Annotated in this window: 25 protein-coding genes and 1 tRNA gene; 13 read left to right on the plus strand and 13 right to left on the minus strand. The window is 66.8% G+C overall.

Translation table 11 applies throughout. From position 1 onward, the window contains the following. Positions 1-56 precede the first annotated feature (56 nt). A complete protein-coding gene (gene gndA, locus AC1MEQ_RS02290; protein ID WP_479793590.1) occupies positions 57-1,493 on the minus strand; it encodes an NADP-dependent phosphogluconate dehydrogenase in 1,437 nt (478 codons plus the stop codon). A 195-nt stretch (positions 1,494-1,688) separates the two neighbouring features. Here gndA and arfB point away from each other — a divergent pair, with 195 nt between their 5' ends. Continuing rightward, positions 1,689-2,111, plus strand: a complete 423-nt coding sequence (arfB, locus tag AC1MEQ_RS02295; protein WP_479793592.1) for an alternative ribosome rescue aminoacyl-tRNA hydrolase ArfB — start codon at positions 1,689-1,691, stop codon at positions 2,109-2,111. Between the two features lie 47 nt (positions 2,112-2,158). Here arfB and AC1MEQ_RS02300 read toward each other — a convergent pair whose 3' ends face one another. The 3 genes from AC1MEQ_RS02300 to ltrA all read right to left on the minus strand — a co-directional run bounded on the left by AC1MEQ_RS02300 (position 2,159) and on the right by ltrA (position 5,170). Continuing rightward, positions 2,159-2,752 carry a TetR/AcrR family transcriptional regulator gene (locus AC1MEQ_RS02300; RefSeq protein ID WP_479793594.1) on the minus strand — a complete coding sequence of 198 codons (594 nt, stop codon included), beginning with the start codon at positions 2,750-2,752 and terminating at the stop codon, positions 2,159-2,161. Positions 2,753-2,895: 143 nt separating this feature from the next. Then, entirely contained in the window at positions 2,896-3,357 is a 462-nt protein-coding gene (locus AC1MEQ_RS02305) for a mismatch-specific DNA-glycosylase (protein WP_479793596.1), read from the minus strand. Between the two features lie 316 nt (positions 3,358-3,673). Continuing rightward, positions 3,674-5,170, minus strand: a complete 1,497-nt coding sequence (gene ltrA / locus AC1MEQ_RS02310) for a group II intron reverse transcriptase/maturase (protein ID WP_479793598.1) — start codon at positions 5,168-5,170, stop codon at positions 3,674-3,676. Between the two features lie 586 nt (positions 5,171-5,756). Here ltrA and AC1MEQ_RS02315 point away from each other — a divergent pair. Together AC1MEQ_RS02315 and AC1MEQ_RS02320 are read left to right on the plus strand one after the other, a co-directional pair. After that, positions 5,757-6,761 (plus strand): hypothetical protein, encoded by a 1,005-nt coding sequence (locus AC1MEQ_RS02315; protein ID WP_479793600.1) that lies wholly within the window; start codon positions 5,757-5,759, stop codon positions 6,759-6,761. Between the two features lie 167 nt (positions 6,762-6,928). Next, complete coding sequence (locus AC1MEQ_RS02320) at positions 6,929-8,098, plus strand: IS1249 family transposase (RefSeq protein ID WP_479792515.1); 1,170 nt, start codon at positions 6,929-6,931, stop codon at positions 8,096-8,098. Between the two features lie 112 nt (positions 8,099-8,210). Here AC1MEQ_RS02320 and AC1MEQ_RS02325 read toward each other — a convergent pair. From AC1MEQ_RS02325 to AC1MEQ_RS02335, 3 genes are all read right to left on the minus strand, one after another. Beyond that, a tRNA-Val gene (locus AC1MEQ_RS02325) sits at positions 8,211-8,286 on the minus strand. Between the two features lie 52 nt (positions 8,287-8,338). After that, positions 8,339-8,809, minus strand: coding sequence for a redoxin domain-containing protein (locus AC1MEQ_RS02330; protein ID WP_479793602.1), 471 nt, complete (start codon positions 8,807-8,809; stop codon positions 8,339-8,341). Then, positions 8,810-9,226 (minus strand): DUF3052 domain-containing protein, encoded by a 417-nt coding sequence (locus tag AC1MEQ_RS02335; RefSeq protein WP_479793604.1) that lies wholly within the window; start codon positions 9,224-9,226, stop codon positions 8,810-8,812. Positions 9,227-9,590: 364 nt separating this feature from the next. Here AC1MEQ_RS02335 and aceE point away from each other — a divergent pair, with 364 nt between their 5' ends. The 6 genes from aceE (at position 9,591) to fabF (ending at position 17,493) form a co-directional block, all read left to right on the plus strand. After that, complete coding sequence (gene aceE, locus AC1MEQ_RS02340; RefSeq protein ID WP_479793606.1) at positions 9,591-12,332, plus strand: pyruvate dehydrogenase (acetyl-transferring), homodimeric type; 2,742 nt, start codon at positions 9,591-9,593, stop codon at positions 12,330-12,332. Positions 12,333-12,456: 124 nt separating this feature from the next. Beyond that, positions 12,457-13,668 (plus strand): PucR family transcriptional regulator, encoded by a 1,212-nt coding sequence (locus tag AC1MEQ_RS02345; RefSeq protein WP_479793608.1) that lies wholly within the window; start codon positions 12,457-12,459, stop codon positions 13,666-13,668. Between the two features lie 77 nt (positions 13,669-13,745). Then, on the plus strand, positions 13,746-14,705 hold the full coding sequence (locus tag AC1MEQ_RS02350) for an ACP S-malonyltransferase (RefSeq protein ID WP_479793610.1): 960 nt from the start codon (positions 13,746-13,748) through the stop codon (positions 14,703-14,705). Positions 14,706-14,754: 49 nt separating this feature from the next. Beyond that, positions 14,755-15,762, plus strand: a complete 1,008-nt coding sequence (locus AC1MEQ_RS02355; RefSeq protein ID WP_479796016.1) for a beta-ketoacyl-ACP synthase III — start codon at positions 14,755-14,757, stop codon at positions 15,760-15,762. 88 nt (positions 15,763-15,850) lie between these two features. Then, positions 15,851-16,096: an acyl carrier protein gene (locus AC1MEQ_RS02360; protein ID WP_343900660.1), complete on the plus strand. Its 246-nt coding sequence runs from the start codon at positions 15,851-15,853 to the stop codon at positions 16,094-16,096. Between the two features lie 158 nt (positions 16,097-16,254). Beyond that, positions 16,255-17,493, plus strand: coding sequence for a beta-ketoacyl-ACP synthase II (gene fabF, locus AC1MEQ_RS02365; protein WP_479793612.1), 1,239 nt, complete (start codon positions 16,255-16,257; stop codon positions 17,491-17,493). A 194-nt stretch (positions 17,494-17,687) separates the two neighbouring features. Here the strand turns inward: fabF and AC1MEQ_RS02370 are convergent, their stop codons facing one another. The 5 genes from AC1MEQ_RS02370 to AC1MEQ_RS02390 all read right to left on the minus strand — a co-directional run bounded on the left by AC1MEQ_RS02370 (position 17,688) and on the right by AC1MEQ_RS02390 (position 22,626). Continuing rightward, positions 17,688-18,191, minus strand: coding sequence for a DUF3145 domain-containing protein (locus tag AC1MEQ_RS02370; RefSeq protein ID WP_343900658.1), 504 nt, complete (start codon positions 18,189-18,191; stop codon positions 17,688-17,690). A gap of 155 nt (positions 18,192-18,346) precedes the next feature. After that, on the minus strand, positions 18,347-19,381 hold the full coding sequence (locus AC1MEQ_RS02375) for a tyrosine-type recombinase/integrase (protein ID WP_479796018.1): 1,035 nt from the start codon (positions 19,379-19,381) through the stop codon (positions 18,347-18,349). A gap of 112 nt (positions 19,382-19,493) precedes the next feature. Continuing rightward, positions 19,494-20,717, minus strand: a complete 1,224-nt coding sequence (gene dprA / locus AC1MEQ_RS02380) for a DNA-processing protein DprA (protein WP_479793614.1) — start codon at positions 20,715-20,717, stop codon at positions 19,494-19,496. Further along, positions 20,714-22,270: a YifB family Mg chelatase-like AAA ATPase gene (locus tag AC1MEQ_RS02385; RefSeq protein WP_479793615.1), complete on the minus strand. Its 1,557-nt coding sequence runs from the start codon at positions 22,268-22,270 to the stop codon at positions 20,714-20,716. Before AC1MEQ_RS02385 ends, dprA begins: the two co-directional genes overlap by 4 nt. Next, positions 22,267-22,626 (minus strand): YraN family protein, encoded by a 360-nt coding sequence (locus tag AC1MEQ_RS02390; protein WP_479793617.1) that lies wholly within the window; start codon positions 22,624-22,626, stop codon positions 22,267-22,269. Before AC1MEQ_RS02390 ends, AC1MEQ_RS02385 begins: the two co-directional genes overlap by 4 nt. A gap of 699 nt (positions 22,627-23,325) precedes the next feature. Here AC1MEQ_RS02390 and AC1MEQ_RS02395 point away from each other — a divergent pair. The 4 genes from AC1MEQ_RS02395 (at position 23,326) to AC1MEQ_RS02410 (ending at position 25,064) form a co-directional block, all read left to right on the plus strand. Further along, positions 23,326-23,460 carry a hypothetical protein gene (locus AC1MEQ_RS02395; RefSeq protein WP_479793619.1) on the plus strand — a complete coding sequence of 45 codons (135 nt, stop codon included), beginning with the start codon at positions 23,326-23,328 and terminating at the stop codon, positions 23,458-23,460. Then, positions 23,457-23,720 carry a HipA N-terminal domain-containing protein gene (locus AC1MEQ_RS02400; protein ID WP_479793620.1) on the plus strand — a complete coding sequence of 88 codons (264 nt, stop codon included), beginning with the start codon at positions 23,457-23,459 and terminating at the stop codon, positions 23,718-23,720. The genes AC1MEQ_RS02395 and AC1MEQ_RS02400 overlap by 4 nt, the downstream gene beginning before the upstream one ends. Further along, positions 23,695-23,832: a hypothetical protein gene (locus AC1MEQ_RS02405; protein ID WP_479793622.1), complete on the plus strand. Its 138-nt coding sequence runs from the start codon at positions 23,695-23,697 to the stop codon at positions 23,830-23,832. Before AC1MEQ_RS02400 ends, AC1MEQ_RS02405 begins: the two co-directional genes overlap by 26 nt. Positions 23,833-24,065: 233 nt before the next feature. After that, positions 24,066-25,064, plus strand: coding sequence for an IS481 family transposase (locus tag AC1MEQ_RS02410; RefSeq protein WP_479793624.1), 999 nt, complete (start codon positions 24,066-24,068; stop codon positions 25,062-25,064). A gap of 170 nt (positions 25,065-25,234) precedes the next feature. Here the strand turns inward: AC1MEQ_RS02410 and AC1MEQ_RS02415 are convergent, their stop codons facing one another. Next, positions 25,235-26,395 (minus strand): methyltransferase, encoded by a 1,161-nt coding sequence (locus AC1MEQ_RS02415; RefSeq protein ID WP_479793626.1) that lies wholly within the window; start codon positions 26,393-26,395, stop codon positions 25,235-25,237. Between the last annotated feature and the right edge of the window lies 1 nt (position 26,396).

The raw sequence follows: 26,396 nt of genomic DNA on the forward strand, positions 1-26,396 counted from the left end.
TTTTCGCCGTCGTGCCCTTTTTGTGGGCGGTTTCTCCGCCCGGGTGGTACTGCGGGTCAGTGCGTGGAGACCGCGGAGATCTCCGTCTTGTCGCCGCTCCACTGGGTGTGGAAGGTTCCCTCGGCGTCGACGCGGTTGTAGGTGTGGGCGCCGAAGAGGTCGCGTAGGCCCTGGGTCAGGGCGGCCGGCAGGCGCTTGCGGCGCAGGCCGTCGTAGTAGGCCAGCGAGGAGGAGAACACCGGGACGGGGATGCCCAGGGCGACGGCGGTGGCCACCACGCGGCGCCAGGCCGGCACGGCTCCGGCGATCGCCTGCGCGAAGGTCGGGTCGAAGAGCAGGTTGGCCGGCTTGTCGGAAGCGGCGTAGGCCTTGGTGATGTCCTTGAGCAGCTCGGCGCGGATGATGCAGCCGCCGCGCCACAGCGAGGCGATCTCGTCGAGCTTGAGCTCCCAGTCGTATTCCTCGGCGGCGGCGGTGAGCATGTCCAGGCCCTGCGCGTAGGAGACGAGCTTGGAGGCGAAGAGCGCCTGGCGGACGTCCTCGACGAAGTCATCGCCGAGCTCGACCTGCTGCTCGTGGCCGGCCAGGACCACTTGGGCGACGGCGCGCTGGTCGCGCTGCGAGGACAGGCCGCGGGCGAAGACCGATTCGGCGATGGCCGAGGTCGGCGAGCCCAGATCCAGGGCGGACTGCACGGTCCAGCGGCCGGTGCCCTTCTGTCCGGCGGAGTCAACGATGACGTCGACCAGGGGCTTGCCGGTCTTGGCGTCGGTGTGGCCGAGTACCTCGGCGGTGATCTCGATGAGGAAGGAGGCCAGTTCACCCTCGTTCCACGTCTCGAAGATCTTCGCCTGGTCTGCGGGCTCGATCCCGGCCCCGGAGCGCAGCAAATCGTAGGCCTCGCCGATGACCTGCATGTCGGCGTATTCGATGCCGTTGTGGACCATCTTCACGAAGTGGCCTGCGCCGTCGGTGCCGATCCAGGCGCAGCACGGGTCGCCATCGACATGGGCGGAGATCTTCTCCAGCATCGGGCCGAGCGCGTCGTATGACTCCTTGGAGCCACCGGGCATGATGGACGGGCCGAGCAGTGCGCCCTCTTCACCGCCGGAGACGCCGATGCCGACGAAGTGCAGGTCCTTCTCGGCCAGTGCGGCTTCGCGGCGGCGGGTGTCCTGGAAGTTGGAGTTGCCGCCGTCGATGACGATGTCGCCGCCTTCCAGCAGCGGGACGAGCTGGTCGATGACGGAGTCGACGGGGCCACCGGCCTTGACCATGATCAGCACGCGCCGCGGGGTTTCCAGCGACTCGACGAGCTCGGCCAGGGTTTCGGTGCGGATGAATTCGCCGTCGGAGCCGTGGGCTTCCAGGAGCGCGTCGGTCTTTTCGATCGAGCGGTTGTGCAGGGCGACCGTGTAGCCGTTGCGGGCGAAGTTGCGGGCGAGGTTCGCGCCCATGACCGCGAGGCCGGTAACGCCGATTTGTGCCTTCATCAGGACTCCATCTGTTGGGATCAGAATGAGCTGGTGCCCGGGCACGCACCGGTGCCGGACACGGCTCCGTGACTGCATCCCACTCTAGTTCGCCCGGAGGCGTGCGTGCCAGCGCGTGACGACGCGGCCCGGGTAGGCCGGCTCCGCGCCGCCTCCCCAGATCGCCGTCACCCGGGGTCGTGCGAAGCTTGTCCCATGGACGTCGAGGTTTCACCCCAGTTGAGGATCCCGTCCTCGGAGCTAGGCTGGCGCTTCTCGCGGTCATCCGGGCCGGGCGGCCAGCACGTCAACACCTCGGATAGCCGCGTCGAGCTCCTCTGGAGCGTCGCGGACTCAAAGGTCCTGTCTGATGAACAGCGCCAGCTGCTTCTGGAACGCCTCGGTTCCCGCCTGACGGCCGGGACCCTCACGGTTTCGGCTTCGGAGCAGCGCTCGCAATTGCGCAACCGGGAAATCGCCTTGGAGAAGCTCGTCGAGCTGGTGGCTTCGGGCCTCGCACCCGACGGCCCACCACGCCGCCCGACCAAACCGACCAGGGGATCCAAGCGCCGGCGCCTGGCCGCCAAGGGGCGCCGATCCGACATCAAGCAGCAGCGACGAAGGCCACCTCACGAATAGTGGCTCCGCGCCACGGCCCCAACCAGCAGTCGGCAATGTCGGGCCAACTAACTGGCTCGCTGCCGATCCGACCCCGTGGAAAGTGGCATGAACACGGAATCGACGATGTCAACGAGGGTCTCCTCGGACACGCTCCCCAGGTTCATGATGAGCTCATGGCGGAACAGGTCCAAGGGCAGGTTCACGACCCTGGCTGGCAGGGCGCCGGAGAGTTCGCCTCGTTCGATGGCACGCTCGATGATCTGGGGCATCGCGAGGTCACGGCCCTCCAGGATCCGGGCCCGCAGTTGCGCGGGAGTGCTCTTCGTCTCATCGAAATACGCGCCCAAGATGGCGCTGAAGACGGCCGCCGCGCTATGCCCCAGCCGGTTGGAGGACCGCAGTAGCAACAACACGTCATCGCGCAGGGAACCCGTGTCGGGGGCGTCGTGGGGCAGCCCCAGGTCGCTGTGCGACAGCACCGCCAGCAACAGCGCCTCCTTGTTGGGCCACCGCCGGTACAGCGCCGCCTTACCCGTTTGGGCGCGCTCGGCAACCGCCTCGAAGGTGAACCCCGCATAGCCGCCGTCGAGCAACTGCTCCCACCCGGCACCCAGAATGGCACCTTCCAATTCGGCGCCGCGTCGCCTCGTCGAAGCCATGTCTCCTCCCTTGGATCCGCTTGCGTTCCCTATTGTAGGCGTCCAACTTCCGGAATGGAGTCGATCTCAAGAGGAGAAGCGTGACTTCCAGAGACGTGAAGGGTCACGCTGTCCTGCCCGGATGGAGCCGGAAGACAGCTGGTTCAGGCTGCGCCACTGGCGGCCCACACGTCCTGCCACTTGTGGGCCAACGATGCGGCGGTTTCATGCGCGTTGAGTCCGCTGGGGTTGGGCAGGACCCACAACTGCACGTCTGCTGGCCAGCCGGCCACGGCGTCGGGCGCTTGGAGCCCGAGCGCCGCCTTCGGCAAGTCGAAAGCGGTGCGGAACGCCGTGACCCCCAGCAAGCCGACCGCGCGGGGCCGCAGGACGCGGACGCGCTCGACGAGAAGCGCTCCGCCGAGCCGCAGCTCCTCGCGGGTGAGTTCATCGGCCCGGGCCGAGGGCCGCTTCACGATGTTGGTGATCCCGAGCCCCCGCTGCGCCATCATCCGCTCAGCCTGCGCCGACAGCCCACGTGAGGCATCGACGGGTTCGTCGATCACACCGGCCAGGGCCAGGGATGTCCAGAATCGGTTGCCCGGGCGGGCGAACGGTGCATTCACCGCCACCGTCCAGGGGCTGGGGTGATGCCAACGATGAGCAGCCGGAGCGTGCCTGCGGATTGCCGGTCCGTCGGGTAGGCGAGCATGTCCTCCCGACCCCATCCCGAGTCCACCGCCAGGGCCAGGTCTGCCGTCGTGGGCCGTCGACCTTCCAGTGGCGGCGCGCTGCGCCAGGGTGTCCACTCGGCAGGTAGCAAGGTATCCATTGGTAGTCAGGGGCGCAGGTGCCGACGTGCGGTCCTGGTTCCCCATCCCCCTTTCAATCCGTGCGTGCGGTTTTCCCGCACACGGCTTAACGATGAACTTCTAGGCATGGTTACGCACTCCGTGGATAGCGTATGGTGCCACGTAATCTATACAGGCCATGGCCGTTGGACCAATCCTCGGTCCACTCCAGCGCTTGACCCGCTTTGAGGTTGCGCCCCCGCCGCCTGACCAGCTGCTTACGCAGCCGCATGACGACGTAGGTGTCGATCTGCCGGAACTTATCCCCGGCGTTGCCGGTCCTGAAGTAGTTGCCCCAACCGCGCAGGATCGGATTCAGCATCGCAATGATGACCCTGATATCCATGCCCGACCGATTCTTACCGGTCAGCTCCTTCACGCGTTGGCGTACCTTCTTCATGGCCCGCTTCGCGGGCCACCGATGCAGGTAGTAACGCACTATGCGTTTCTGCTCCCACAAACGCCCCGACATCCGCGCCCGGAAATGACAGCCCAGGAAATCAAACCCTTCCCGGCCACCGCGAAGATCGATGATCTTCGTCTTGTCCGGATGCAGTTCCAACCCCAAGGAGGCCAGAACCGACCCGGCGGTTTCCAGGGCACGATCCGCCTGCCGCTGCGTGCGGCACAACACCACGAAGTCATCCGCGTAGCGCACGACTTCCCCGACACCGGCCTCTGCCATGGCCCGGTCGAAGGAATGCAGGTAGATGTTCGAGAGCAAAGGCGAGATCACCCCTCCTTGAGGGGTACCAGCCAACGTCCGCTCGACTCGCCCGCCCTCCATCACACCGGCCTGCAACCACAACCGCACCAGTTTCAGCACCCGCCGGTCCGAGACCCTCGCAGCGACCGCTTCCAGCAACCGCTGGTGCTCGATCGTTCCGAAGAAGTCCCGGATATCGGCCTCCACGACGAAGACCTGTCCCTGGGCGAAGCCCTTGCGGATGGTCTCCATCGCGTCCGTGGCCGAGCGCCCGGGCCGGAACCCATGCGAGGACGGAAGGAAATCCGCCTCGAAAATCGGTTCCAACACCATGCGCACGGCCTGTTGCGCCACCCGGTCACGCACCGTCGGGATACCCAACGGGCGCCTGCCCCCGTCCGCCTTCGGGATGAACACCCGTCTGGCGGGCTGGGGCCGATACCGGCCTTCCAGCAAATCCGCACGGAGCTCGGACAACATCAGCCCGACCCCGTACGCCTCAATATCGGCCAAGGTGATTCGGTCCACCCCGGCCGCTCCTCGATTACCACGCACCCGCTCCCATGCCTCATGCAGGACGTCAACCCTGCATGCACGATCGAATAGGGCATGGAAACGGCGATCCCCGGACTGCTTGGCCGCAGCCCATAGCCGGCGTTGAAGTTTTCGCGCGCCCGTCACCGGCGGATGCCGGTTCAGGTCGACAGGCTGGTGCCTGACGGGGTTGTTGGACCGGGCTGTCCCGGTCATGCCCTGACGCTTACCCTCTTCACGAGCACGTTCAAAGCGGGGGTCCTTCCCTAGGTGCGCGTTATGTTGCACGCCCCTCACCGGTACTATGGCCCCCTCGGACTCCCGCTGCCCACCACCGGATTTCACCATCGGCTTATACCAGTGGCCTTCGCCCGACGTGGGCCGGGCAGACGGGTCTCTTCTGTTCCGGACCAGACCTTGCACACGTGCCACCACCCGTACCCCGGAAGGACCCGCCAAGCTGACCCCGGAACAGGGCCTGACGGACATGGCCTTCGCCGTGACATGATCGGCTCGGCTCCCTCGTTGTGACTGTGACGAGGCTGCAGTGTTCGCTTGATGCTGCGGCCCGCGTGCTTGCTCCCCCTGACAGGGCTTTTGACATCCCGCTCAGCCCGCCAGATCTCTCCAACGAACCGGGACCTGCTACTCGGCGCTCCGGTACCTACCGAGACGGGACTTGCACCCGCCGGTCTGATCCAGCTTTCAGAACGCACCATGCAGGACAGCCTAGGTCGTGCCACCTATTTCACGATGGGTCGGAAACGGTGTGGGAGCGCCGCGGGGCAGGCGGATGGCCATGGGTTCATGCCCGGGCAGGTCCGGCCCTTCCGACCCCTTCGGCGCACTCGGCCCCACGGTCGCGTAGATTCCTGTCGTTCCGGGGCCGACAGGAGTACAATGACGGCCACTTCTCAGGATTGGGAGGAAGGCCATGCGCGGCAAGATGCTCCGCCGGTTGGGAGCGGCTGCGCTGGCATTTGCCATATGTTCCGCGGCAACTGCCTGCGGCGGAACCGGCAGTTCGACTCCGGGCTCTTCCGTGGGCGGGCCATCGTCTCATGCGCCACCACCGACGCAGGGACCGCCGCCGACAGTGGTCCCGTCGCCTCCGCCGACAGTGGTTCCGTCGCCCCCGCCGCCCGGGCCGTGCCCCGCCGCCTGGCCGGCCCGCCACGATTACGCAGCTCCAGGAACGTTCTTCTATGCGCAGAACAGCGACTACCGGCCCGTTTTCGCCGGCTTCAACATCTGTGCTCCACAGGCTGGTGGCGCCGTCGTTCTGTACAACAACACGCAGCAAGTGTGGGCCATCGACCCGAGCCTTCCGGTAACCCGGCTCCCAGGGAACTCCTCGGCCAGCGAAGCGGAATTCTTTCGGGAATACGTGGTGGGCCAGCGGGCGTACGACTACCTGATGCCTGGTGAGATCGCCGTACCCATGGGACCCCTGCCGCCTGCCATTCCCTGGGCTCCGGATCCGATGCTGACCACGGCGTGGGTCAGCCAGAGGCTGGCGCTGGAAAACCTGCAGATCAGCGCAAATTCCGGGAATCTCTCCGACGATCTGGTGCAGTACGTCAGATCCAAGCAGTTGCGTGGCACCAACCCAGTCGTTGCTGCGCTGAAAGATTGCGCCCGCAGCGGGTATGACATCGGCACTCGTGCTGCAGAGATGGATAACGGGACCGAAGTCATCGACAAGCTGCAGCTGACACTGGATGGCACCCAGGGCGCAGCCAAGTGCGCACGGGCCATGGAGGACACCTCCAAGAACGCCGAGGAGGGCCGGACCACATGGCTGAAGCATGTGGAACGGTCCGCGGGACAGGCCAGTGACGGTGTGGACATCTACAAGGCGGTCCACCCTCTTGTCGAGTATTGCCAGGGACTGCGGGTCATTCCGAAGGTGGGCACCCTCCTCCGGTTCTGTCGCTAGGCGACCGGTCATCGACGGCCCCTCCGCGCGGACGGCAACCCCGTCGCCGGCGGCAAACAAAACTGCGGCCTTCCGGGTTATAGGCAGGAATGTGTGTACGTGAGAGGCTTGCTTCCCTGTCGTGCGTAGGGTGAGGCCGGGATACACATGCTTTGGGAGCATGTGGGGTGCCTCTTGCCTCGAACCAACCGCGTTGTGGTGTATGCGATTCCAAGCTCGTCAAGAACGGGAAAACCTCGGCCGGACGTACCCGATGGCGATGCAAACAGTGCGGGGCTTCGAGCACGCAGTCGCGCCTGGACGTCAGCCGACGAGCACAGCTGGCTGGCTTCGTGGACTGGCTGCTCGGTGTCACGTCGCAGGCCTCCCGTGGTGGGACCGGCAGGACCTTCCGGGCGTTGGTTGGATGGTGCTGGCGGGTCGAGGTTCCCCCGCCAGCGCCAACGGGTCAGGTCCACGAGCAGGTCATGCTCGACGGGACGTACTTCAACGGCTGGTGCGTGCTCATCGCCTTCACCGGCTCCCATGTCGTGGACTGGCAGTGGTGCGACCAGGAGAAGAAAGCCTCATGGCAGGCCCTGATGGAACGGGTCCCGGCCCCGACGGTGGCCGTTGTCGATGGCGGGACCGGTCTGCATGCAGCATTGCGCCATTACTGGCCGGATACGCGCGTGCAGCGGTGCTATTTCCACATCTTCCAGGCCGTACGCCGCCACCTGACTTTCGCCCCCAGGCTGCCCGCTGGTCGGGAGCTCATGGCCCTGACCAAGGCGTTGATGAAGGTCTCCAGCCAGGAGCAGGCTGCGGCCTGGATCAGCGCCTATTCGCAGTGGGAGGCCAAATGGGACGCTTTCCTCAAGCACCGCACCGAAGCCCGTACCGGTGCTGAACGGCCCTCCGCTGTTCCTGCCAGTCGTCTCTGGTGGTACACCCATCAGCGGCTACGCCGGGCTCGAGGCTTCTACCGGTCGTTGATCAAACACGAGAACCTGTTCATCTGGCTGGAGACCGATTTGCAGCCTGCCAGTGGAGCGAAGATCCACCGGACTACTTCGCCCTTGGAGGGCGGTCCGAACAAGGCCATCAAGGAATTGCTCCGCGCCCATCGCGGGATGCCTGACGCGCACGCCCGCACCGCGGTGAACTGGCTATTGGATTCACTGACTGAATTCCCCAGGGAGCCATGGACACTCGTGCGCCAGGAACACTGGGACCCTCCACGCAAGCAACGAAAAATCAAGGAAGAACCCGACGGGCCGGCGCTCTACGACAAGGAATTCAGTTGGGAAGACGGCAACGGCGTCCAGCACGGCTGGGGCGGTAGAAGCAGACCGTGACACACCCGGGCCATACACACATTCCTGCCTATAACCCGGCCTTCCCCTCATGGGAAGACCGCAGTCGTGGCCGATCAACTACGGGCTAGCCGTGGTTTGACCGACGCTTTTCTGGTGGGCCCTACCGGGATCGAACCGATGACATTCACGGTGTAAACGTGACGCTCTACCAGCTGAGCTAAAGGCCCTTGCGGGGATTGAGCCTACCGGGCCGACGCCCACGGCGCCAATCGCGAACCGCTACACGGGAAACTGCACGACGGCGTCGAGGTAGTCCTGCTCCCGGCGCGCCTGACCGACCTCACTGCCGAAGTGGTGCACGACCTGCCCGCCGGAAACCAGGAACGTCGATCGCAAGGCACGGCCCTGCACCTCGTCAAAGCACCCGAAAGCCCGGGCAACTTCGCCATGCGGCCAGAAATCTGCCAGCAGGTCGAAACCGATCCCCTGCTCGGCCGCGTAGGCGCGCAGGGCGAACTTGTGGTCCACCGACACGGCGTGGAGACCGACTCCGGCCTCCGCCAGTTCGGGCCGCAACCGCTCCAGCACTGCCAGTTCGGCAGTGCAGACCCGGGAGAACGCAAACGGGTAGAACACCAGAAAGTAGCGCCCCTGCCCCAGTCCTGCCGATGAAACTGCCTCGCCGAACTGGTTCTGCAGCTCGAACGCCGGAACGGGGCCACCCACCAAGGGGTGGTCCGATACGGCCATCTAGTTCTTGCGGCGGGCCACGAGGCGCGTCGCGGTCCAATCGGCGGAGGCGCCTTCCGTGCTGGTCACATGCAGCCCGGCAGTGGGCGCTGCTTCCTGGACTTCCGCGGGTGAAACATATCCATCACGACCCGACTTGGGGGTCATCAACCAGATGACACCACCTTCATCGAGCGTGGTCAGGGAATCGACCAGTTCGTCGACCAGGTCGCCTTCACCATCCCGCCACCAAAGCAGGATCCCGTCCACGACTTCATGGTCGTCTTCGCCGACCAGTTCGCTGCCGGTCACTTCTTCCAACGCATCACGGAGATTGTCATCAACGTCGTCGTCGTAGCCCAGCTCCTGGATCAGGTCTCCGTCCTTGAAGCCCATTTTTTCCACAACCGCATTGTCGGCCGCTCCGGCGTCGCTCACGTTTCTCCTCCTACTAGTGGTTGATACACACCACAAGCCAACACCTTTAAACCCTTCCCATCAAGCGCGGGACCCGCAGACACGCCGCAAACCCGGATTCCGGGCACCCGTTCGACCCGTGCACCATCGATGCATGCGCTGCTGGAGAGCACGGGCCGCTCCCGGGGGCAGCGTAACCCACGTCACCCGGGCCCTCCCCGGCTACGCATCACAAGACAAAGACAACTACAGTGGTCGAGATGGAACGCACGCCCACCCGGCATGCATTCATCGCCAGGCGGTTCTACCGCCGCGACGCCACCCGGCCCAACAACGGGAACGTCGCATTCCCCACGCTGTTACCCGTAACGAGGAGAAGTTGGACGTGGCTGAAGAGGAACACATTTCCCACATTCGCAGTGGTTTGACCAGCCAGCTGCCGGATCGCGATCCGGAAGAGACCGCCGAATGGATTGAATCCTTCGACGACCTGGTCGAATCCCAGGGCACGGAACGTGCCCAGTTCATTGTCCGCTCCATCCTCCAGCGTGCGGGTGCCAAGAGCGTCGGTGTGCCGATGGTGACCACCACTGATTATGTGAATACGATTCCGGTGGACCAGGAACCCGAGTTCCCCGGCAACGAGGAGATCGAACGCCGGTACCGCGCCTGGATGCGCTGGAACGCCGCGATCATGGTCCACCGCGGCCAGCACCCCGACATCGGGGTCGGCGGACACATCTCCACCTACGCCGGTGCCGCGACCTTGTACGAGGTCGGGTTCAACCACTTCTTCCGCGGCAAGGACCACCCCGGCGGCGGTGACCAGGTCTTCTTCCAGGGCCACGCCTCCCCCGGCATGTACGCCCGCGCCTTCATGGAAGGCCGCCTGAGCGAGATCGACCTCGACGGGTTCCGGCAGGAGAAGTCCAAGGCCGGCCACGCCCTGCCGTCCTACCCACACCCGCGCTCGATGCCCGACTTCTGGGAATTCCCCACCGTGTCCATGGGCATCGGCCCCGCCAACGCGATCTACCAGGCCCAGCTCAACCGCTACCTGGACAACCGCGGGATCAAGGACACCTCCGACCAGCACGTCTGGGCGTTCCTCGGCGACGGCGAAATGGACGAACCCGACTCGCGCGGCTTCCTGCAGCTGGCCGCGAACGAGCAGCTCGACAACCTCACCTTCGTGATCAACTGCAACCTCCAGCGCCTCGACGGTCCGGTACGTGGCAACGGGAAGATCATGCAGGAACTCGAGGCCTTCTTCCGCGGCGCCGGTTGGAACGTGATCAAGGTCGTCTGGGGCCGGGAGTGGGATGAGCTGCTGGACAAGGACGACGACGGGTCCCTGGTGGACATCATGAACCAGACCCCCGACGGGGACTACCAGACCTACAAGGCCGAATCCGGTGGGTTCGTGCGCGAGCACTTCTTCGGCAAGTCCCCGCAGACCAAGGAAATGGTCGCTGACCTGAGTGACGCGCAGATCTGGAACCTCAAGCGCGGCGGGCATGACTACCACAAGATGTATGCCGCCTACAAGGCTGCCACCGAGTTCAAGGGCAAGCCCACGGTCATCCTGACCAAGACCGTCAAGGGCTACGGGCTGGGCCCGCACTTCGAGGGCCGCAACGCGACCCACCAGATGAAAAAGCTGACCCTGGAGGACCTCAAGGCCTTCCGCGACCACCTGCGCATCCCCATCACCGACGAGGCCCTCGAAGCGGACCCGTATTCCCCGCCGTACTACCACCCGGGCGCCGAGGCCCCGGAGATCAAGTACATGATGGAACGCCGCGCCGCCCTGGGCGGGTCGGTTCCGGAACGCCGGACGAAACACCAACCGCTGCACCTGCCCGACGACAAGGCCTACGAGGTCGCCAAACGTGGATCCGGCAAGCAACAAGCCGCGACCACCATGGCCTTCGTCCGCCTGCTCAAGGACCTCATGCGCGACAAGGAATTCGGTGACCGCGTGGTCCCGATCATTCCCGACGAGGCGCGGACCTTTGGCATGGACTCGCTGTTCCCCACGAAGAAGATCTATAACCCCAAGGGGCAGAACTACCTTTCGGTGGACCGCGACCTGGTCCTGGCCTACAAGGAATCACCGCAGGGCCAGATCCTGCACACCGGCATCAACGAAGCAGGGTCGACCGCAGCGCTGACCGCAGCGGGCACCGCGTATGCCACACACGGCGAACCGCTGATCCCGGTCTACATCTTCTACTCGATGTTCGGGTTCCAGCGGGCCGGCGACTTCTTCTGGGCGGCGGGGGACCAGATGACGCGTGGTTTCGTCATCGGCGCCACCGCGGGACGGACGACCCTGACCGGCGAGGGCCTGCAGCACGCCGACGGCCACTCCCCGATCCTGGCCTCCACCAACCCGGCAGTGGTCACCTACGATCCTGCCTACGGGTACGAGATCGGCCACATCGTCAAGGACGGACTGCGGCGCATGTATGGGGGCGAACACTCCGACCCCAACGTCATGTACTACATCACCGTCTACAACGAGCCGATCCTCCAGCCCGCCGAGCCGAAGGACCTGGACGTCGAGGGCCTGCTCAACGGCATCTATCTCCTGTCCCCGGCCACCGTCGACGGGCCCCGCACCCAGCTGCTGGCCTCCGGCGTCTCCGTGCCCTGGGCCCTGGAAGCCCAGCAGATCCTCGCCGACGAATGGGGCGTCTCCGCCGACGTCTGGTCCGTCACCAGCTGGAACGAACTACGCCGCGACGGATTGGACGCCGAGGCGGAAGCGTTCATGCACCCCGGTGCCGAACCGCGGGTGCCGTACGTGACCAAGAAGCTGGCCGGGGCCACCGGCCCGGTCGTGGCGGTCACGGACTTCATGAAGGCCGTGCCGGACCAGATCCGCCAGTTCGTGCCGAACGACTTCGCCACCCTCGGCGCCGACGGCTTCGGCTTCTCCGACACGCGCGCAGCAGCCCGACGCTTCTTCAAGATCGACGCGCACTGCGTCGTCGTGCAGGCGCTGGAGATGCTGGGACGCCGCGGCGAGGTTGACCGTTCGGCTGCGGCGAAGGCCTTCGAGAAGTACCGGATCGACGACGTCAATGCCGGCACCTCCGGCAACGCGGGCGGCGATTCCTAGCTCGAGCCACACCGCTGAGACCGGTGCCCCCGGAGACCTGCAACCGCGGGTCGCCGGGGGCACCGGTTTTTTGTAGCGATCCTCCAAAATGGAGCCGCGGCCGGGCAGTGCGTAGGGTGGAGCCATGACAGAAGAGCGTCCGGGTACCGGATCCCCCCGCATCCGCCCCGTCCGCCAGCCCAAGGCCAGCCCCGAGACGCTCAAACGGCTCAAATCGCACTTGGGCATCCTCTCCACGGTCGCGCTCAAGCACCTGGACCAGTCCCTGCCCTGGTACCGCGGCCTCCGCCCCCAGGAACGTGCCGCCTTGGGCCTCGTGGCACAGAAGGGCATCGCCTCCTTCGTCTCCTGGTACGAACGCCCCTCGTCACCGCAGTGGGTGCTCACAGACGTCTTCGGGACAGCCCCCACCGAACTGACGCGTTCGATTTCCCTGCAGAAAGCGCTGCAGCTGATCCGCACCATCGTGGAGGTGGTGGAGAACCAGGTGCCCGAGCTGGCCCCGGATGCCGAGCAAATGCAGCTGCGGGAGGCGGTCCTGCGCTACTCGCGTGAGGTCGCGTTCGCCGCCGCCGACGTGTACGCCCGCGCCGCCGAGTCCCGGGGAGCCTGGGACAGTCGGCTCGAGGCCCTGGTGGTCGACGCAGTCCTGCGCGGGGAGAGCCCGGATGCGTTGCGTTCGCGCATCGCGGCCGTCGGCTGGACCTCTCAGTCCGGGATCCACGTCATCGTCGGCAGTGCCCCGGACGACGCCGGTGCCACCTTTGTCGGGGACCTGCGCCGGGTGGGGCAGCGGGTGGCCAAGGACTGCCTGGTCGGCATCCAGGGCGACCGGCTGATCCTCATGCTCGGCGGGGTCCGCGAGCAGGAGACTGCGTTCGCTCGTCTCGCCGAGTACTTCGGCCCCGGTCCCATCGTCTACGGTCCAGGAGCCCCTAGCCTGCGTGATGCCGCCGCCAGTGCGCACGCCGCATTCGAAGGCATCGCGGCCGCCCGCGCCTGGCCCCTGGTCCCCCGCCCCGTCGCCGCCGATGACCTGTGGCCCGAACGGGTCATGAACGGCGACGCCGCCGCCCGCACGGCTCTTGTGGAGAGCATCCACAAACCACTCGAACGGGCCGGAAACGGCCTGCTCGAAACGCTGTCCAGCTACCTCGCATTGGGGCATTCGCTGGAGGGAACAGCCCGCGAATTGTTCGTCCACGCCAACACGGTGAGGTACCGTCTCAAACGGGTCTGCGACGTCACCGGATGGGATCCACTGGTGCCCCGCGAGGCCTTCGTGCTGCAGACCGCCCTCGTCATCGGGCGTCTGGACGCGGGCGAGTCGTTGTAGGATTCCTCTAAAGCCCCCGGCGCAGGTTCGTGCCGCAAGACACCCGCTATTTCCCCGATCTTTGGAAAGCTGGAATCGTGCTAGCTATCGTGTGCCCCGGACAGGGCTCCCAGACCCCCGGATTCCTCTCGCCCTGGCTGGAGGTGCCCGGTGTCTCCGAACACCTGCAGCAGCTCTCTGATCTCACCGGCCGCGACCTTGTGGCGCACGGTACCGTCTCCGACGAGGAGACCATCAAGGACACCGCGGTTGCCCAGCCGCTCATCGTTGCCGCCGGGCTGATCGCCGCCCGGGCCCTGCTCGACGGTTCCTCCGGTGCCACCAGCCTGCCCGTCTCCACCGTCTTGGCCGGGCACTCGGTCGGCGAGATCACCGCTGCCGCACTGGCCGGTGCGCTGCCCGAGGGCGATGCGATGGCCTTTGTGCGTGAACGCGCCAACGCGATGGCCGAAGCCGCCGCCACCACGCCGACCGGCATGGCCGCCGTGCTTGGCGGTGACCCGGACGAGGTCGCCGCGGCCCTTGCAGCCGTCGGGCTGACCGCGGCCAATGCCAACGGAGGCGGCCAGACCGTCGCCGCCGGGACGCTGGAGCAGATCGAGGCCCTGGTCGCTGCCCCGCCAGCCAAGGCCCGGGTCATCCCGCTGAAGGTCGCCGGGGCCTTCCACACCGAGCACATGGCTCCCGCGGTCGGCGTGCTGGAGGCCCTCGTGCCATCCCTGCACCCGGCGGCCCCCTCCGTACCATTGCTGAGCAACTACGACGGCGGTGCCGTCGCCAGTGGAGATTCGAACCTGGCCAGCCTGGTCGCCCAGGTCTCCCGGCCGGTCCGCTGGGACCTGTGCATGGAATCGATGGCGTTGATGGGCGTCACCGGCATCCTCGAGCTTCCGCCGGCAGGAACGCTGGTCGGTCTGGCCCGACGCGGTCTGAAGGGCGTCCCCACGCTGGCCTTGAAGTCGCCCGAGGACCTCGACGCGGCCCGCGAATTCATCAATGAACACGGCCGTACGGCCACCGGAGAGGACAGGAATTAACGTGAGCGCAGTACTGACCCAGAGCACCCCCCGGGAATTCACCCGGATCATGGGCGTCGGCGCGGCACGCGGCGACGTCGTTGTCACGAACGAGGACGTCTGCCAGTGGATCGACTCTTCCGACGAGTGGATCCAGAAGCGGACCGGCATCGTCACCCGGCGGCGTGCCGACTCCGAAACCTCGCTGCTGGACCTGGCAGAGACTGCGGCCCGTGGAGCCCTCCAGAGTGCAGGCATCGAGGGCTCACAGCTGGGCGCGGTCATCATCTCCACGGTGACCTCCCCCTACGCCACCCCGTCCGCTGCCTCCGCCCTGGCAGACCGCCTCGGCGCCACCCCCGCACCGGCCTTCGACATCTCCGCCGCCTGCGCCGGCTACTGCTACGGCGTCGCCCAGGCAGACGCCCTGGTGAAGTCCGGTGCGGCCGAGTACGTCCTGGTCGTCGGGGCCGAGAAGCTCTCGGACATCATCGACAACCACGAGCGCACCATCTCCTTCCTGCTCGGCGATGGTGCCGGAGCCGTCGTCATCGGCCCCTCCGAGACTGCCGGCATCGGCCCCTCTGTCTGGGGCTCTGATGGCAGCAAGTGGGACGCCATTGGCATGACCCACTCGTTGCTGGACCTGCGCGATGTCGCCGTGCAGGCCGAAGAGGATCCGGAAGGCACTGCCCTCGTCGCCGAGACGGAGGCCAAGCTGTGGCCGACCCTGCGGCAGGACGGCCAGACCGTCTTCCGCTGGGCCGTCTGGGGCATGGCCAAGGAAGCCCAGCGAGCCATGGATGCCGCAGGCATCACGGCCGATGACCTCTCCGTATTCCTGCCCCACCAGGCCAACATGCGCATCATCGACGAAATGGCCAAGCAGCTCAAGCTGCCCGATACCGTAGCCATCGCCCGCGACATCGCGGACACCGGAAACACCTCCGCTGCCTCGATTCCGCTGGCCATGCACCGCATGTTGGAGGAGCACCCCGAACTCTCGGGCACGCTCGCCCTGCAAATCGGTTTCGGCGCGGGCCTCGTCTTCGGCGCACAGGTCATCGTCCTGCCCTAGGCTATTGAGCGGACAACACTAGAGTTCACCGTCCACGAGACGGGAAATATGCGTCGGGAGAGCCCCGGCACAAGAGAAAGGGAGCCTCATGGCTAGCAACGAAGAAATCCTGGCCGGCCTTGCCGAGATCGTCAACGAAGAAACCGGTCTGGCCACCGAAGCGGTTCAGCTGGACAAGTCCTTCACGGACGACCTCGACATCGACTCCATCTCCATGATGACGATCGTCGTCAACGCCGAGGAGAAGTTCGACGTGAAGATCCCCGACGAGGAAGTCAAGAACCTCAAGACCGTCGGCGACGCCGTCAACTTCATCGCCAACGCCCAGGCCTGATCCACCCTGTTCCTTCCCTTCCGGTTGCCTAAGGGCACCAGACCGGGAAGCCATGGTCTTCGGGGTGGTCCGCCGAGGTCGGCGGACCACCCCTCCACAACGTTCGGCATGAAGCTTCCCGCTTCCGCCACCTGCAACACAACACAGAGAGTATGTTGATGGCTCGCAAAGTAGTAATCACCGGCCTCGGCGCGACCACGCCGATCGGTGGGGACGTCCCCACCCTCTGGGCCAACGCCCTGAAGGGTGTTTCCGGTGCCCACACCTTGACCGATGAGTGGGTCGAAAAGTATTCGCTGCCCGTGCACTTTGCCGCCAAGGCCTCGACGCCGGCTGCTGACGTGCTCTCCCGTGTTGAACTCAAGCGCATGGACCCCTCCACCCAGTTCGCCGTCGTGGCAGCCCGCGAGGCCTGGAAGGATTCGGGCATCGAAGAGGTCGACCACGACCGCTTCGCCGTCGCTTTCGCCACCGGAATCGGCGGCGTGTGGACCCTGCTAGATGCCTGGGACACGCTGAAGGAAAAGGGACCACGCCGCGTCCTGCCCATGACCGTTCCCATGCTCATGCCCAACGGGCCCGCCGCTGCCGTCAGCCTCGACCTGGGTGCACGCGCCGGTGCTCATACCCCGGTGTCCGCTTGCGCGTCGGGCACCGAAGCCATGCACCTTGGCCTGGAACTGATCCGTGCCGGCAAGGCCGACGTCGTCATGTGCGGAGGCGCCGAGGCAGCCATCCACCCCATGCCCATGGCTTCCTTTGCCGCCATGCAGGCGCTTTCCAAGCGCAACGACGATCCGGAACACGCGTCACGCCCTTATGACGTGAACCGCGACGGTTTCGTCATGGGCGAAGGTGCCGGTGCCCTCGTGCTCGAAGCCGAGGAACACGCCCTGGCCCGCGGAGCGCATATCTACGCTGAGCTGGCAGGCACCTCCGTTACGGCCGATGCCTACCACATCACCGCCCCTGATCCGCAGGGACTAGGCGCGACACGGGCCCTGAAGGCAGCCATGTTCGACGGCCTCATCCAGCCCGAGGACGTTGTGCACGTCAACGCGCACGCGACCTCGACGCCCGTCGGCGACAAGCCGGAGTACACCGCGCTGCGCGCCGCGTTCGGCAACCACTTGGAGAGCGTCTCGGTGTCTGCCACGAAATCCCAGATGGGACACCTGCTGGGGGCCTCCGGCGCCGTCGAGTCGGTGCTCACCGTGCTTGCGGTCCAGGAACGCAAGGCCCCGGTGACCATCAACCTGGAGAACCAGGATCCGGAGATCCCCCTCGACGTCATCACCGGGACCCCACGTGAATTGCCTTCGGGGCAGATCGTGGCCCTGAACAACTCGTTCGGTTTCGGTGGACACAACGCAGTGGTTGCCATCCGCAGCGTCTGACACGTACGAGAAGAAAGCCCCGCACCAGTTCAGCAATTGGTGCGGGGCTTTCTCGTGCTCCCAGTGGGTCGATTCGGTCGGGAGAGGAATCTACTGGAGGATATTTCCCCTGATCGTATTCTCCTTGATGGTCCGGAGGTCGGGAACTGGTCGACCACCGCTGCTCCCGGTCTCGGGTGGGAACTATTCGGGGGTCAGCCGACCTGGTGCAACCAGCGAACGGGAGCGCCCTCGGTGGCGTGGCGGAACGGCTCGAGCTCTTCATCCCAGGCTTCCCCAAGTGCCAGGGAGAGCTCGTGGTAGACGGCCGCCGGATTGCCGGCGCCCTGCTCGTAAGCAAAGCGGATTCGGTCCTCCCCCACCATGATGTTTCCGGCGGAGTCGGTGGTGGCGTGGAAGATACCCAGTTCGGGGGTGTGCGACCAGCGGCTTCCGTCGACGCCCTGGCTCGGCTCCTCGGTGACCTCATAGCGCAGGTGGGCCCATCCACGCAGGGCGGACGCCAGTTGTGCGCCGGTGCCCTGGGGCGCCGACCAATGGACTTCCGCGCGGTACATTCCGGGCGCGGCGGATTGCGGCGCCCAGTTCAGATCCGTGCGGTCTTCGACCACGGATCCGATGGCCCACTCGATGTGCGGGCACAACGCCGTCGGGGCTGAGTGTACGAAGAGTACGCCCCGGGTCATGGGTACAGACATGCCATCCTCCAGTTCCTGTTGGTACGTCTTCCCCAACGACCACAGTCACTCTCGGAGGTCTTCACATGCTGCCTGTGTTCATTCTGCATGATTCGGCGGCGAATCGCCACCTTGACCTGCATTGATCCCGCCGTGTCCCGGCCCAGGACGGGATTTCAGGCCCGTGGATGGGCCTGCTGGTAGCTGCTGCGCAGCCGGTCGACTGACACGTGGGTGTAGAGCTGTGTCGTCGCCAGCGAGCTGTGGCCCAGCAGTTCCTGCACGGCGCGCAGGTCCGCCCCGCCATCGAGCAGGTGGGTTGCTGCCGTATGCCTCAGGGCGTGTGGGCCCCGGGCTGCGGTGTCCCCAAGCCCGGCCAACGCCTTTTCGACCATGGTCCGCACTTGCCGTTGGCCCATTCGGGCCCCGCGCTCGCCCAGGAACAATGCCGGACCCGATCGGTCGGTGGCCAATAGGGAGCGGCTTCGTCCGAGCCAATCTCCCAGGGCCAGGTGGGCTGGCTGGCCGAAAGGCACGGTCCGCTCCTTGTCGCCCTTACCCAACACGCGCAGGGTCCGCCGATCGTGGTCGATATCGTCGATGTCCAACCCGACGAGCTCACCCACCCGGATTCCGGTGGCGTAGAGCATCTCCAGGATCGCTCGGTTACGGTCGGAGACCGCCCCCTGGCGCGGCGTCTGCGGCGGCGGAGGATCCCCGGCGTCCGCGGACCCCGGCACCGGGCGCCCCACGGCGCCGTCAGGCTCGTGGCTGCCATCGGACGTGTGGTTGCGGCGCGGCGGTTCCTGGTTGTCCTTGCCCCCTGGAGCGAGCAGACGATCCATTTGCGACGCCTGCAGGACGTGGGGCAGCCGTTTGGCGTTCTTGGGCGAGCGCAGGCGCAGTGACGGATCTATGACGATGAGTTCCTCGCGCAGCGCCCAGGACATGAACGTCCGCACGGCGGCAGCGTGACGCGCCAACGTCGAAGGGGCCCTCCCCAGTCCCTGTTGCTCCCCCAGCCACAGCCGAAGGACCGAGAGATCGATGTCCGAGAGCCGGTCCGCCTGATGGACGGTGGCGGCATAACCCAGCAGGGAGGAGATGTCGGCGAGGTAGGCCCTGACCGTGTGCTCGCTGCGGGAACGCTCCAGCGTCAAATAGCGTTCGAATGCGTCCAACAGGGTGATGTACTGCCCCGGCAACCCCATGGATTCCCCGGCTTCGCGCGGGGACTCTGGTGGGCGGGGTGTGACGGTCATGCCACCAGCTTCCCGCGTCTGCACGGTTCCGTGGGACCGCCACGCCGTGCGATCCGGCGCCTCAGCCGCGCCGATTCCTCCGCCACCCGCCAGAATCCTGCTCGGCCAGCCCGCGCGCCTGCAATCGGCTGAGGCCCCCCAGGACCGCTCCGATGCCCAGACCCGAGACTGTCGCGAGTTTGTCGGGCGGGGCGGCCTGCCGCACGGGAAGCGCGTCCAGAAGCAGCAGGTCCTGGATGTCCAGCCCATCGTGGTCGCGTGCGGTCCCGGAATCCTTGCGGCCAGGAACCGCCGACGTCTCCGGTGCGGCCTGGGCGGCACCGAGCAGATCCAGCGCTTCGGCGGCATCGGTGACTGGGATCGCGGAACCCTCGCGGAGCAGCCGATGGCATCCAGCGGAATTCGAGGAGAAGACCGAACCCGGTACGGCGCCCACTTCCCGGCCGATCTCACTGGCCCGGCGCGCGGTGGTCAGCGCCCCGGAGCGCCATCGTGCCTCGACCACGAGTGTGGCCCCGCACAGAGCGGCCAGCATCCGGTTGCGCTGGAGAAATCTCCACCTCGTGGGTGCGGTGCCGGGCGGCACCTCCGCCAAGAGGAGACCGGTGGCCTCCACACGACGGAGCAGGGCATCGTTGCCTGCCGGGTAGAAGCGGTCCAGTCCCCCGGCCATAATGGCGATGGTGCTCGGACGCCCAGTGGCCTGTTCGGTGTTCAGCGCCGCCTCGTGGGCGCGGGCGTCGATCCCATAGGCGCCTCCGGAGACGATGGTGATTCCGCGCTGGCAGAGGTCCGCGACGAGCTCGTAGGTCACATGTCGTCCGTAGTCTGTGGCGTCGCGGCTCCCCACCACGGCGAGCAGCGACTGCGGCGGTGGAAGCTGCTCGATACCGGCCGATCCCCGCCACCACAGGCACAGTGGTGCCCCAAGCCCCAGATCGTCCAACTGTTGTGGCCAGGCAGCGTCCTCGGGGACCAGCAGGTCGCCGCCGAATCGTCGGATCGTTGACAGATCCCGGGCTGGCCCCGCCGCATCCACGCGCGGTCGCCAGCGCTCGAGGCCGGCGTCCAGCCGGTGGGCGCCCCGGCTCGCGGCCTCTCCCCCGAGCAGGTCGGCCACCGCCTGCTGCTCGGTTGCCGGTGCCTTGCCGGTGGAATGCGCAATCAGGCGGTAGGCGTCCACGGGCCCGACGACGGCGACCAGGGCAGTGCCGGTCAAGTCATTGGGCTCCATGAGGCGGGCGAGGCCGGCACGTGCCAACTGGATGTCGGGGTCGGGTCTCATGCGATAGCTCCTTGGGCGTGGTGGCGCAGTTGCAGGGCGACGTCGATGTCTGCCGGTTGGGGGCATTCCTGGCCGGCGAGGTCGCTGATCGTCCACGCCAACCGCAGTACCCGGTGCAGCCCCCGGACGGAGAGCAGCCCGCGTTCGAGCTGCCGGTCGGCAGTGGCGGTGGTCCGCGCCGGCAATGCCAGTTCGTGGCGGAGAAGCGTCCCCGGGAGATCGGCGTTACGGGTGACGCCGAGGGGCTTCAGCCGTGCGCGCTGGGCCCGGCGGGCTTCGGCGACCCGGTGCGCCACCGTCGCCGTGGTCTCCTCGCCCCGGCCGGCGCCCAGATGTGTGGCGTTGACCCGCGGCACCTCGATTTGCAGGTCGATCCGGTCCAGGAACGGGCCGGACAGTCGATCGAAGTAGCGGCGTCGCTGCATGGGGGTGCAGCGGCAGTCAATGGCCTTTCCTGTCGACAGGCCACAGGGGCAGGGGTTGGCCGCGAGCACGAGTTGGAAACGGGCCGGATAGGTAGCGGTGCCGGCGGAGCGGTGCAGGGTGATCTCCCCCGATTCCAGCGGCTGCCGCAACCCGTCGAGCGCCTGGGAATTGAATTCGGGTGCCTCATCGAGGAAGAGCACGCCGCGGTGTGCCCGTGAGGCTGCCCCGGGCCTCGGCGGACCCGCTCCCCCACCGATGAGCGCCACCATGCTGGCACTGTGGTGGGGGCTCTCGAAGGGTGGGCGGCGCAACAGCCGGTCCAGTCCGGCGGTGCCGCGTTGCAGGGAGTGGATGGCCGTCGCCTCCATGGCCTCGGCGTCATCCAGATCCGGCAGCAGCCCGGGCAAGCGTTCGGCCAGCATTGTCTTGCCCGCGCCCGGCGGGCCTACGAGCAACAGATGGTGTCCTCCGGCGGCGGCGACCTCGACGGCGAACCGGGCCAACGGCTGGCCGATCACTTCGCTCAGGTCGGGAACGTCCGCCGTCGCCGGTGCCTCCTGGGTGGTGGTTCCCCGACGGGGGCACCTGGGGGCAGGAGGACGGGCGGGGACGATGGCCTCGGCTGCACCGTAGGCGGACATGACCTCGGCCAGATGCCGGTAGGCGGTGATGCGGGCTCCTGGCACCAGGCGGGCCTCGGCTTCGTTTCCGGCGGCCACCACGATTTCCGGGCGTCCAGCGCGTACCGCTGCCATCACGGCCGGCAGCACGCCCGGAACCGGGCGTAGCGACCCGTCGAGACCCAGCTCGGCGATGTAGACGATGCCGGGCGGGTTGTCGATGGTCCCGGAGGCCGCGGCTGCAGCCACCACGATCGCCAGGTCGAACGAGGAGCCGCGCTTGGGCAGGGACGCGGGGATGAGGTTCACGGTGATGCGCCGGGGGCTCAGGGGCACCCCGGTGTTGCGGGTCGCCGAACGGATCCGGTCGCGCGCCTCGATGAGCGAGGCGTCAGGCAGGCCGAGCAGCAGGAACGAGGGCAATCCGCCGCCGATGTCGGCTTCGACCTCGATCATGTGGCCGTTCAGGCCCACCAGCGACACACCGGCGGACCGCCCCAGGCTCACGGGACCACCGCCTGGAAGTAGTCGACCTCAGGCTCCCGGCCGGGAACTGCGAGGATGCTGACCACGTCGACCCGCCGTGTGCGGTGGTTCGCCTGGTTCTCCCGGCACCAGGCGCTGGCCAATCGGTGCAGCCGCAACAATTTGCGCGGATCCACCGCTTCGGCCGGGTACCCGAACCCGAGGCCCGAGCGGGTCTTGACCTCGACGGCGACGATGGTGCCGGCGTCGTCGGCGACGATGTCGATTTCACCGGTCTTGCACCGCCAGTTCCTTGCCAGTACGCGCATGCCAAGGCGTCCGAGGTATTCTGCCGCCAGCGTTTCGCCGCGTTGGCCCAGTTCCTGATTGTGGTTCATCTGCCACCTCCACCCCCAGCATCAGCGGGGACGATGTTCCCCCGAATACAGCGCGGCGGCCTGGTGGACAACGAGCCGTTCAAGAAGCCTGTGGAGGGGCGATATGGGCCTCAACGTGCCCACACGGGACAAGTTCCCAGCGGTCCCTCGGTGGTCGTGTTCGGCCACCAGGCGACCTGTTGTTCTGCGGCAACGTCACCTGCGACCAGACCCCTTAAGAAAGGGGCCCACGATGTGGCCAACAACCCGAAGGCTCGCCTGAAGCAACTGCGAATGATCAGTGATTTTTGCCCGCGAACAGCCGGTCGCCCTGCTACCCGCACACGCCCCGGGAGTCGAGCGGCGTCTGGCGGGCAATGAAGCGTACGTTCCCTCGGTCATCAATTCCCACTGGACACAGCCGCCATAGGCCAGTAGGCATAGGTTTTGCGGTGCGATGCTGGTCCAGGTGTGCCATATGCCTGCGACCGGGGCGTTGCAAGAATCAAGGAACTCACCGGTGGCTGCGGCGCACACGCCACCGGGGCGGCCTCTGGCACCCAGTAGGCCATGATGCAGGCCATCCACGCTACTCGCCGCGGAGAGCCCGTCACCGACGTCGGCGACTCCCACGACGTCGAACTGGACGGCCCCAACCTATTCTTCTCCAACCCTTAGGCTGCGCGGCGGCCCTGCAAGATCGAGACTGGCGTACCGACCGTGAGCTTCGGCGACGTCGCCCAGGTGCTCCGCGCCTGCGGCATGCCCGACCAGGCGGTCAAAGCGATTGATCTGCTCAACAGCGACATCGGCCGCCTGCGGGCCGGGAGTCTGACGAAGAAGCGCGCCCGATGACTACCGTCGAGGTCTTCGTAGACGCGGCGGCGCACACCAAGCTGATTGGTCAGGCGCACTTCACCCGGACACGCCAGCAGATCTCCACGACCTTCCGGTACGACCCCGACTACCTCGTCGATGACGGAATGGCCATCGACCCGGCACTGCCCCTGATGTCCGGATCCCAGCACCAGCGCGGGCTCGTTCGCGCCTTCGCCGCCAGCGCCCCGGACCTCCCGCTGGACCTCGATCATGGGGGCCGATGCTCCGCCGGATGAGGTCGAAGGCCTCATGGCCCTGGCCGAGAACTGCAGCCTGACCAGCGAGCTGGCCCACGAGAGGATTCGCCACATCGCGGGAGCGCTGTATGGCTGGAGGGACGCCGCGTAGGAATCGGATCAGCGAACACGAGATCGACATGATGGCCGAGTCGATCGAGCCGCGCCTCGAAGCCGTTGTCAAAGCCTCGTGACAACCGAGCAGCCGGTTCGTCGGCTAGGTGTACTGCCCAGGCAGGTTGGTTGAATTCGTGCGACGACACGATCTGAATTGATGGGATGACGAAGGCCTCCCGATGTGGAGTGGAGCTGTCTAAGAAACCGCTTCACAAACAGGAGGCCTTCATGTCCCACGCTAATGCAGCACTGACCCCAAAAGCACGTCTGAAACTCGCCCGCCTCATCGTCGACGACGGCTGGAGCGTGGCCACCGCGGCGAAGCAGTACATGGTCTCCTGGCCCACGGCCAAACGCTGGGCAGACCGCTACCTTGCCCACGGCAAGAACGCCATGGCCGACCGGCCCAGCAGGCCTCGCACGAGCCCGAACCGCACCCCGCAGGCCATGGTCAAGAAGATCGTGGCCCTGCGCTGGCGCAAGCGCATGGGCCCGGTCCAGATCGCCTTCCGGCTCGGCCTGGCCGCCTCGACCGTCCACGCGGTGCTCCTCCGGTGCCGCATCAACCGGCTGCGCTACATCGACAGGATCACCGGCGAAGCGATCCGCCGCTACGAACACCCCCACCCCGGGGCGATGATCCATGTCGACGTCACCAAGTTCGGCAACATCCCCGACGGAGGTGGACACCGGTTCCTGGGCCGGGCGGCCGGTGAACAGAACTCGCGCGCGACAGCGAAGCGCACCGGACAGCGCACCTCCAGCGGCCATCCACGACTGGGCACCGCGTTCGTGCACACCGTGATCGATGACCACTCACGCATCGCCTACGCCGAGATCCACGACGATGAGAAAGCCGTCACGGCAATCGGCGTGCTCGAGCGGGCCGTGGCCTGGTTCGCGGCCAGGGAGGTCACCGTGGAGCGCGTTTTGAGTGACAATGGCTCGGCCTACCGCTCATACGCCTGGCGCGATGCCTGCACCGCACTGGGCATCACACCCAAGCGGACCCGGCCCTACCGGCCCCAGACCAACGGCAAGATCGAGCGCTTCCACAGAACCCTGAACGATGGATGGGCCTACGCCAAGTTCTACGGCAGCGAGACCGCCCGCCGCTATGCCCTGCCGGCCTGGATCCATGAATATAATCACCACAGGCCCCACACCGCAATCGGGAACCAGCCACCCATCAGCCGCTTAACCAACGTCGCTGGTCAGTACAGCTAGGGCAGGCGATCAAGTCAGTCGCTTCGTCCCCGTTTATAGACTTCGTCTCGGCCCGCTGGACACTCGTGCCCTGAGTCAATGTCGGACTTGACTCATGCTGCTGATCGGCACGTCGTGGCAGCCACCCGCGTCGACGATCCCATCCGTGACGACATGGCACTCGGACGCTCCTACGCGGCGGCGAGCCGCCAGAGGGAGGTGACCTCGGCGGAGCGGGCCGGGTGGAAGGGGTCCTCGGTGTCGGCGGCGCGACGGTGCGTGGGCCGGGTGTCCAGCCGGTCCAGGACGCGCAGCCCGGAGGCCTCGATCCAGCCCAGCAGTTCGGTGCGGCTGCGCAGTCCCAGGTGCTCGGCCAGGTCGGAGATGACCAGCCAGCCCTCCCCGCCCGGTTCCAGGTGGTCCGCCAGCCCGGCGAGGAAGGCGCGCACCATGCGCGATTTCGGGTCGTACACGGCCTGGTCCAGCAGTGTGGTGGCACTGCCGGGCAGCCACGGCGGGTTGCAGACGACCAGGCCGGCGCGTCCTGCGGGGAACATGTCGGCCTCCTGAAGCTCGACCGGCCCGGCCAGGCCCAGCCGCTCCAGGTTCGCGGCGGCGCAGGCGATGGCCCGCGGCGAGAGATCGGTCGCCACGATGCGGGCGATGCCGCGGCGGGCAAGGATCGCGGCCAGCACACCGGTGCCGGTACCGAGGTCGAACGCGGTGGCGGTGTCCGGCAACGGGGCGACTGCGACCAGCTCCAGGTACTCGCCGCGCACCGGGGCGAACGTGCCGTAATGCGGGTGGATCGTGGCCTCCAATGCGGGGACGAACACCCCGCGCAGCCGCCATTGCTCGGCGCCGAGGACCCCGAGGAGGTCCTGCAGCGGCACCACGGAGGCCTCGTGGACGTCTCCGTAGGCGAGCCTCCAGGCGGCGGCGATGTCCGGTGCGCGGCGCAGATCCACCACGGGGCCGGGGGCCAGCGGGACCAGGACGGAGGCGAGGATGCGCGAACGGTGGGCGCGGGCCTGGCGGTGTCGGTAGAAATCCGCTGCCACGTCGGCGAGGCCGCCACCTCCGGCCGTGCCCGAGGCAGCCGTGCCCGAAGCGGCCGTTCCCGCCGCGGGTGCGGGGATGCGCCGGCCTAGCGCGGAGAGCAGCTGGCGGGCGTTGTGGTAGTCGCCGGACCACAGCATGGCGGTCCCGGACGTGGCGTGGCGGTAGGCGTCGTGGGCGGTCAGCGTATCGTCGACGACCACGCAGCGGGCCGGGGGTTTGCCGGAGCCGCACCAGCGTGCATTGCCGGGCAACGCCGTCGTGCGCTCCTGATCCGTGCGCTCGGCATTCATG

Source organism: Arthrobacter sp. ASL1 (genome assembly GCF_056680475.1).

What these genes read in the sequence shown, in the direction of transcription:
- AC1MEQ_RS02410 (WP_479793624.1), top strand. Translation starts at nt 24,066, where the DNA reads ATGTCCCACGCTAATGCAGCACTGACCCCAAAAGCACGTCTGAAACTC.
- dprA (WP_479793614.1), bottom strand. Translation starts at nt 20,717, where the DNA reads ATGAGACCCGACCCCGACATCCAGTTGGCACGTGCCGGCCTCGCCCGC.
- AC1MEQ_RS02345 (WP_479793608.1), top strand. Translation starts at nt 12,457, where the DNA reads ATGACAGAAGAGCGTCCGGGTACCGGATCCCCCCGCATCCGCCCCGTC.
- fabF (WP_479793612.1), top strand. Translation starts at nt 16,255, where the DNA reads ATGGCTCGCAAAGTAGTAATCACCGGCCTCGGCGCGACCACGCCGATC.
- AC1MEQ_RS02415 (WP_479793626.1), bottom strand. Translation starts at nt 26,395, where the DNA reads ATGAATGCCGAGCGCACGGATCAGGAGCGCACGACGGCGTTGCCCGGC.
- AC1MEQ_RS02370 (WP_343900658.1), bottom strand. Translation starts at nt 18,191, where the DNA reads ATGTCTGTACCCATGACCCGGGGCGTACTCTTCGTACACTCAGCCCCG.
- AC1MEQ_RS02400 (WP_479793620.1), top strand. Translation starts at nt 23,457, where the DNA reads ATGACTACCGTCGAGGTCTTCGTAGACGCGGCGGCGCACACCAAGCTG.
- AC1MEQ_RS02315 (WP_479793600.1), top strand. Translation starts at nt 5,757, where the DNA reads ATGCGCGGCAAGATGCTCCGCCGGTTGGGAGCGGCTGCGCTGGCATTT.
- ltrA (WP_479793598.1), bottom strand. Translation starts at nt 5,170, where the DNA reads ATGGTGAAATCCGGTGGTGGGCAGCGGGAGTCCGAGGGGGCCATAGTA.
- gndA (WP_479793590.1), bottom strand. Translation starts at nt 1,493, where the DNA reads ATGAAGGCACAAATCGGCGTTACCGGCCTCGCGGTCATGGGCGCGAAC.
- AC1MEQ_RS02390 (WP_479793617.1), bottom strand. Translation starts at nt 22,626, where the DNA reads ATGAACCACAATCAGGAACTGGGCCAACGCGGCGAAACGCTGGCGGCA.
- AC1MEQ_RS02375 (WP_479796018.1), bottom strand. Translation starts at nt 19,381, where the DNA reads ATGGGGTTGCCGGGGCAGTACATCACCCTGTTGGACGCATTCGAACGC.
- AC1MEQ_RS02360 (WP_343900660.1), top strand. Translation starts at nt 15,851, where the DNA reads ATGGCTAGCAACGAAGAAATCCTGGCCGGCCTTGCCGAGATCGTCAAC.
- AC1MEQ_RS02355 (WP_479796016.1), top strand. Translation starts at nt 14,755, where the DNA reads ATGGGCGTCGGCGCGGCACGCGGCGACGTCGTTGTCACGAACGAGGAC.
- AC1MEQ_RS02330 (WP_479793602.1), bottom strand. Translation starts at nt 8,809, where the DNA reads ATGGCCGTATCGGACCACCCCTTGGTGGGTGGCCCCGTTCCGGCGTTC.
- AC1MEQ_RS02300 (WP_479793594.1), bottom strand. Translation starts at nt 2,752, where the DNA reads ATGGCTTCGACGAGGCGACGCGGCGCCGAATTGGAAGGTGCCATTCTG.
- arfB (WP_479793592.1), top strand. Translation starts at nt 1,689, where the DNA reads ATGGACGTCGAGGTTTCACCCCAGTTGAGGATCCCGTCCTCGGAGCTA.
- AC1MEQ_RS02405 (WP_479793622.1), top strand. Translation starts at nt 23,695, where the DNA reads ATGGGGGCCGATGCTCCGCCGGATGAGGTCGAAGGCCTCATGGCCCTG.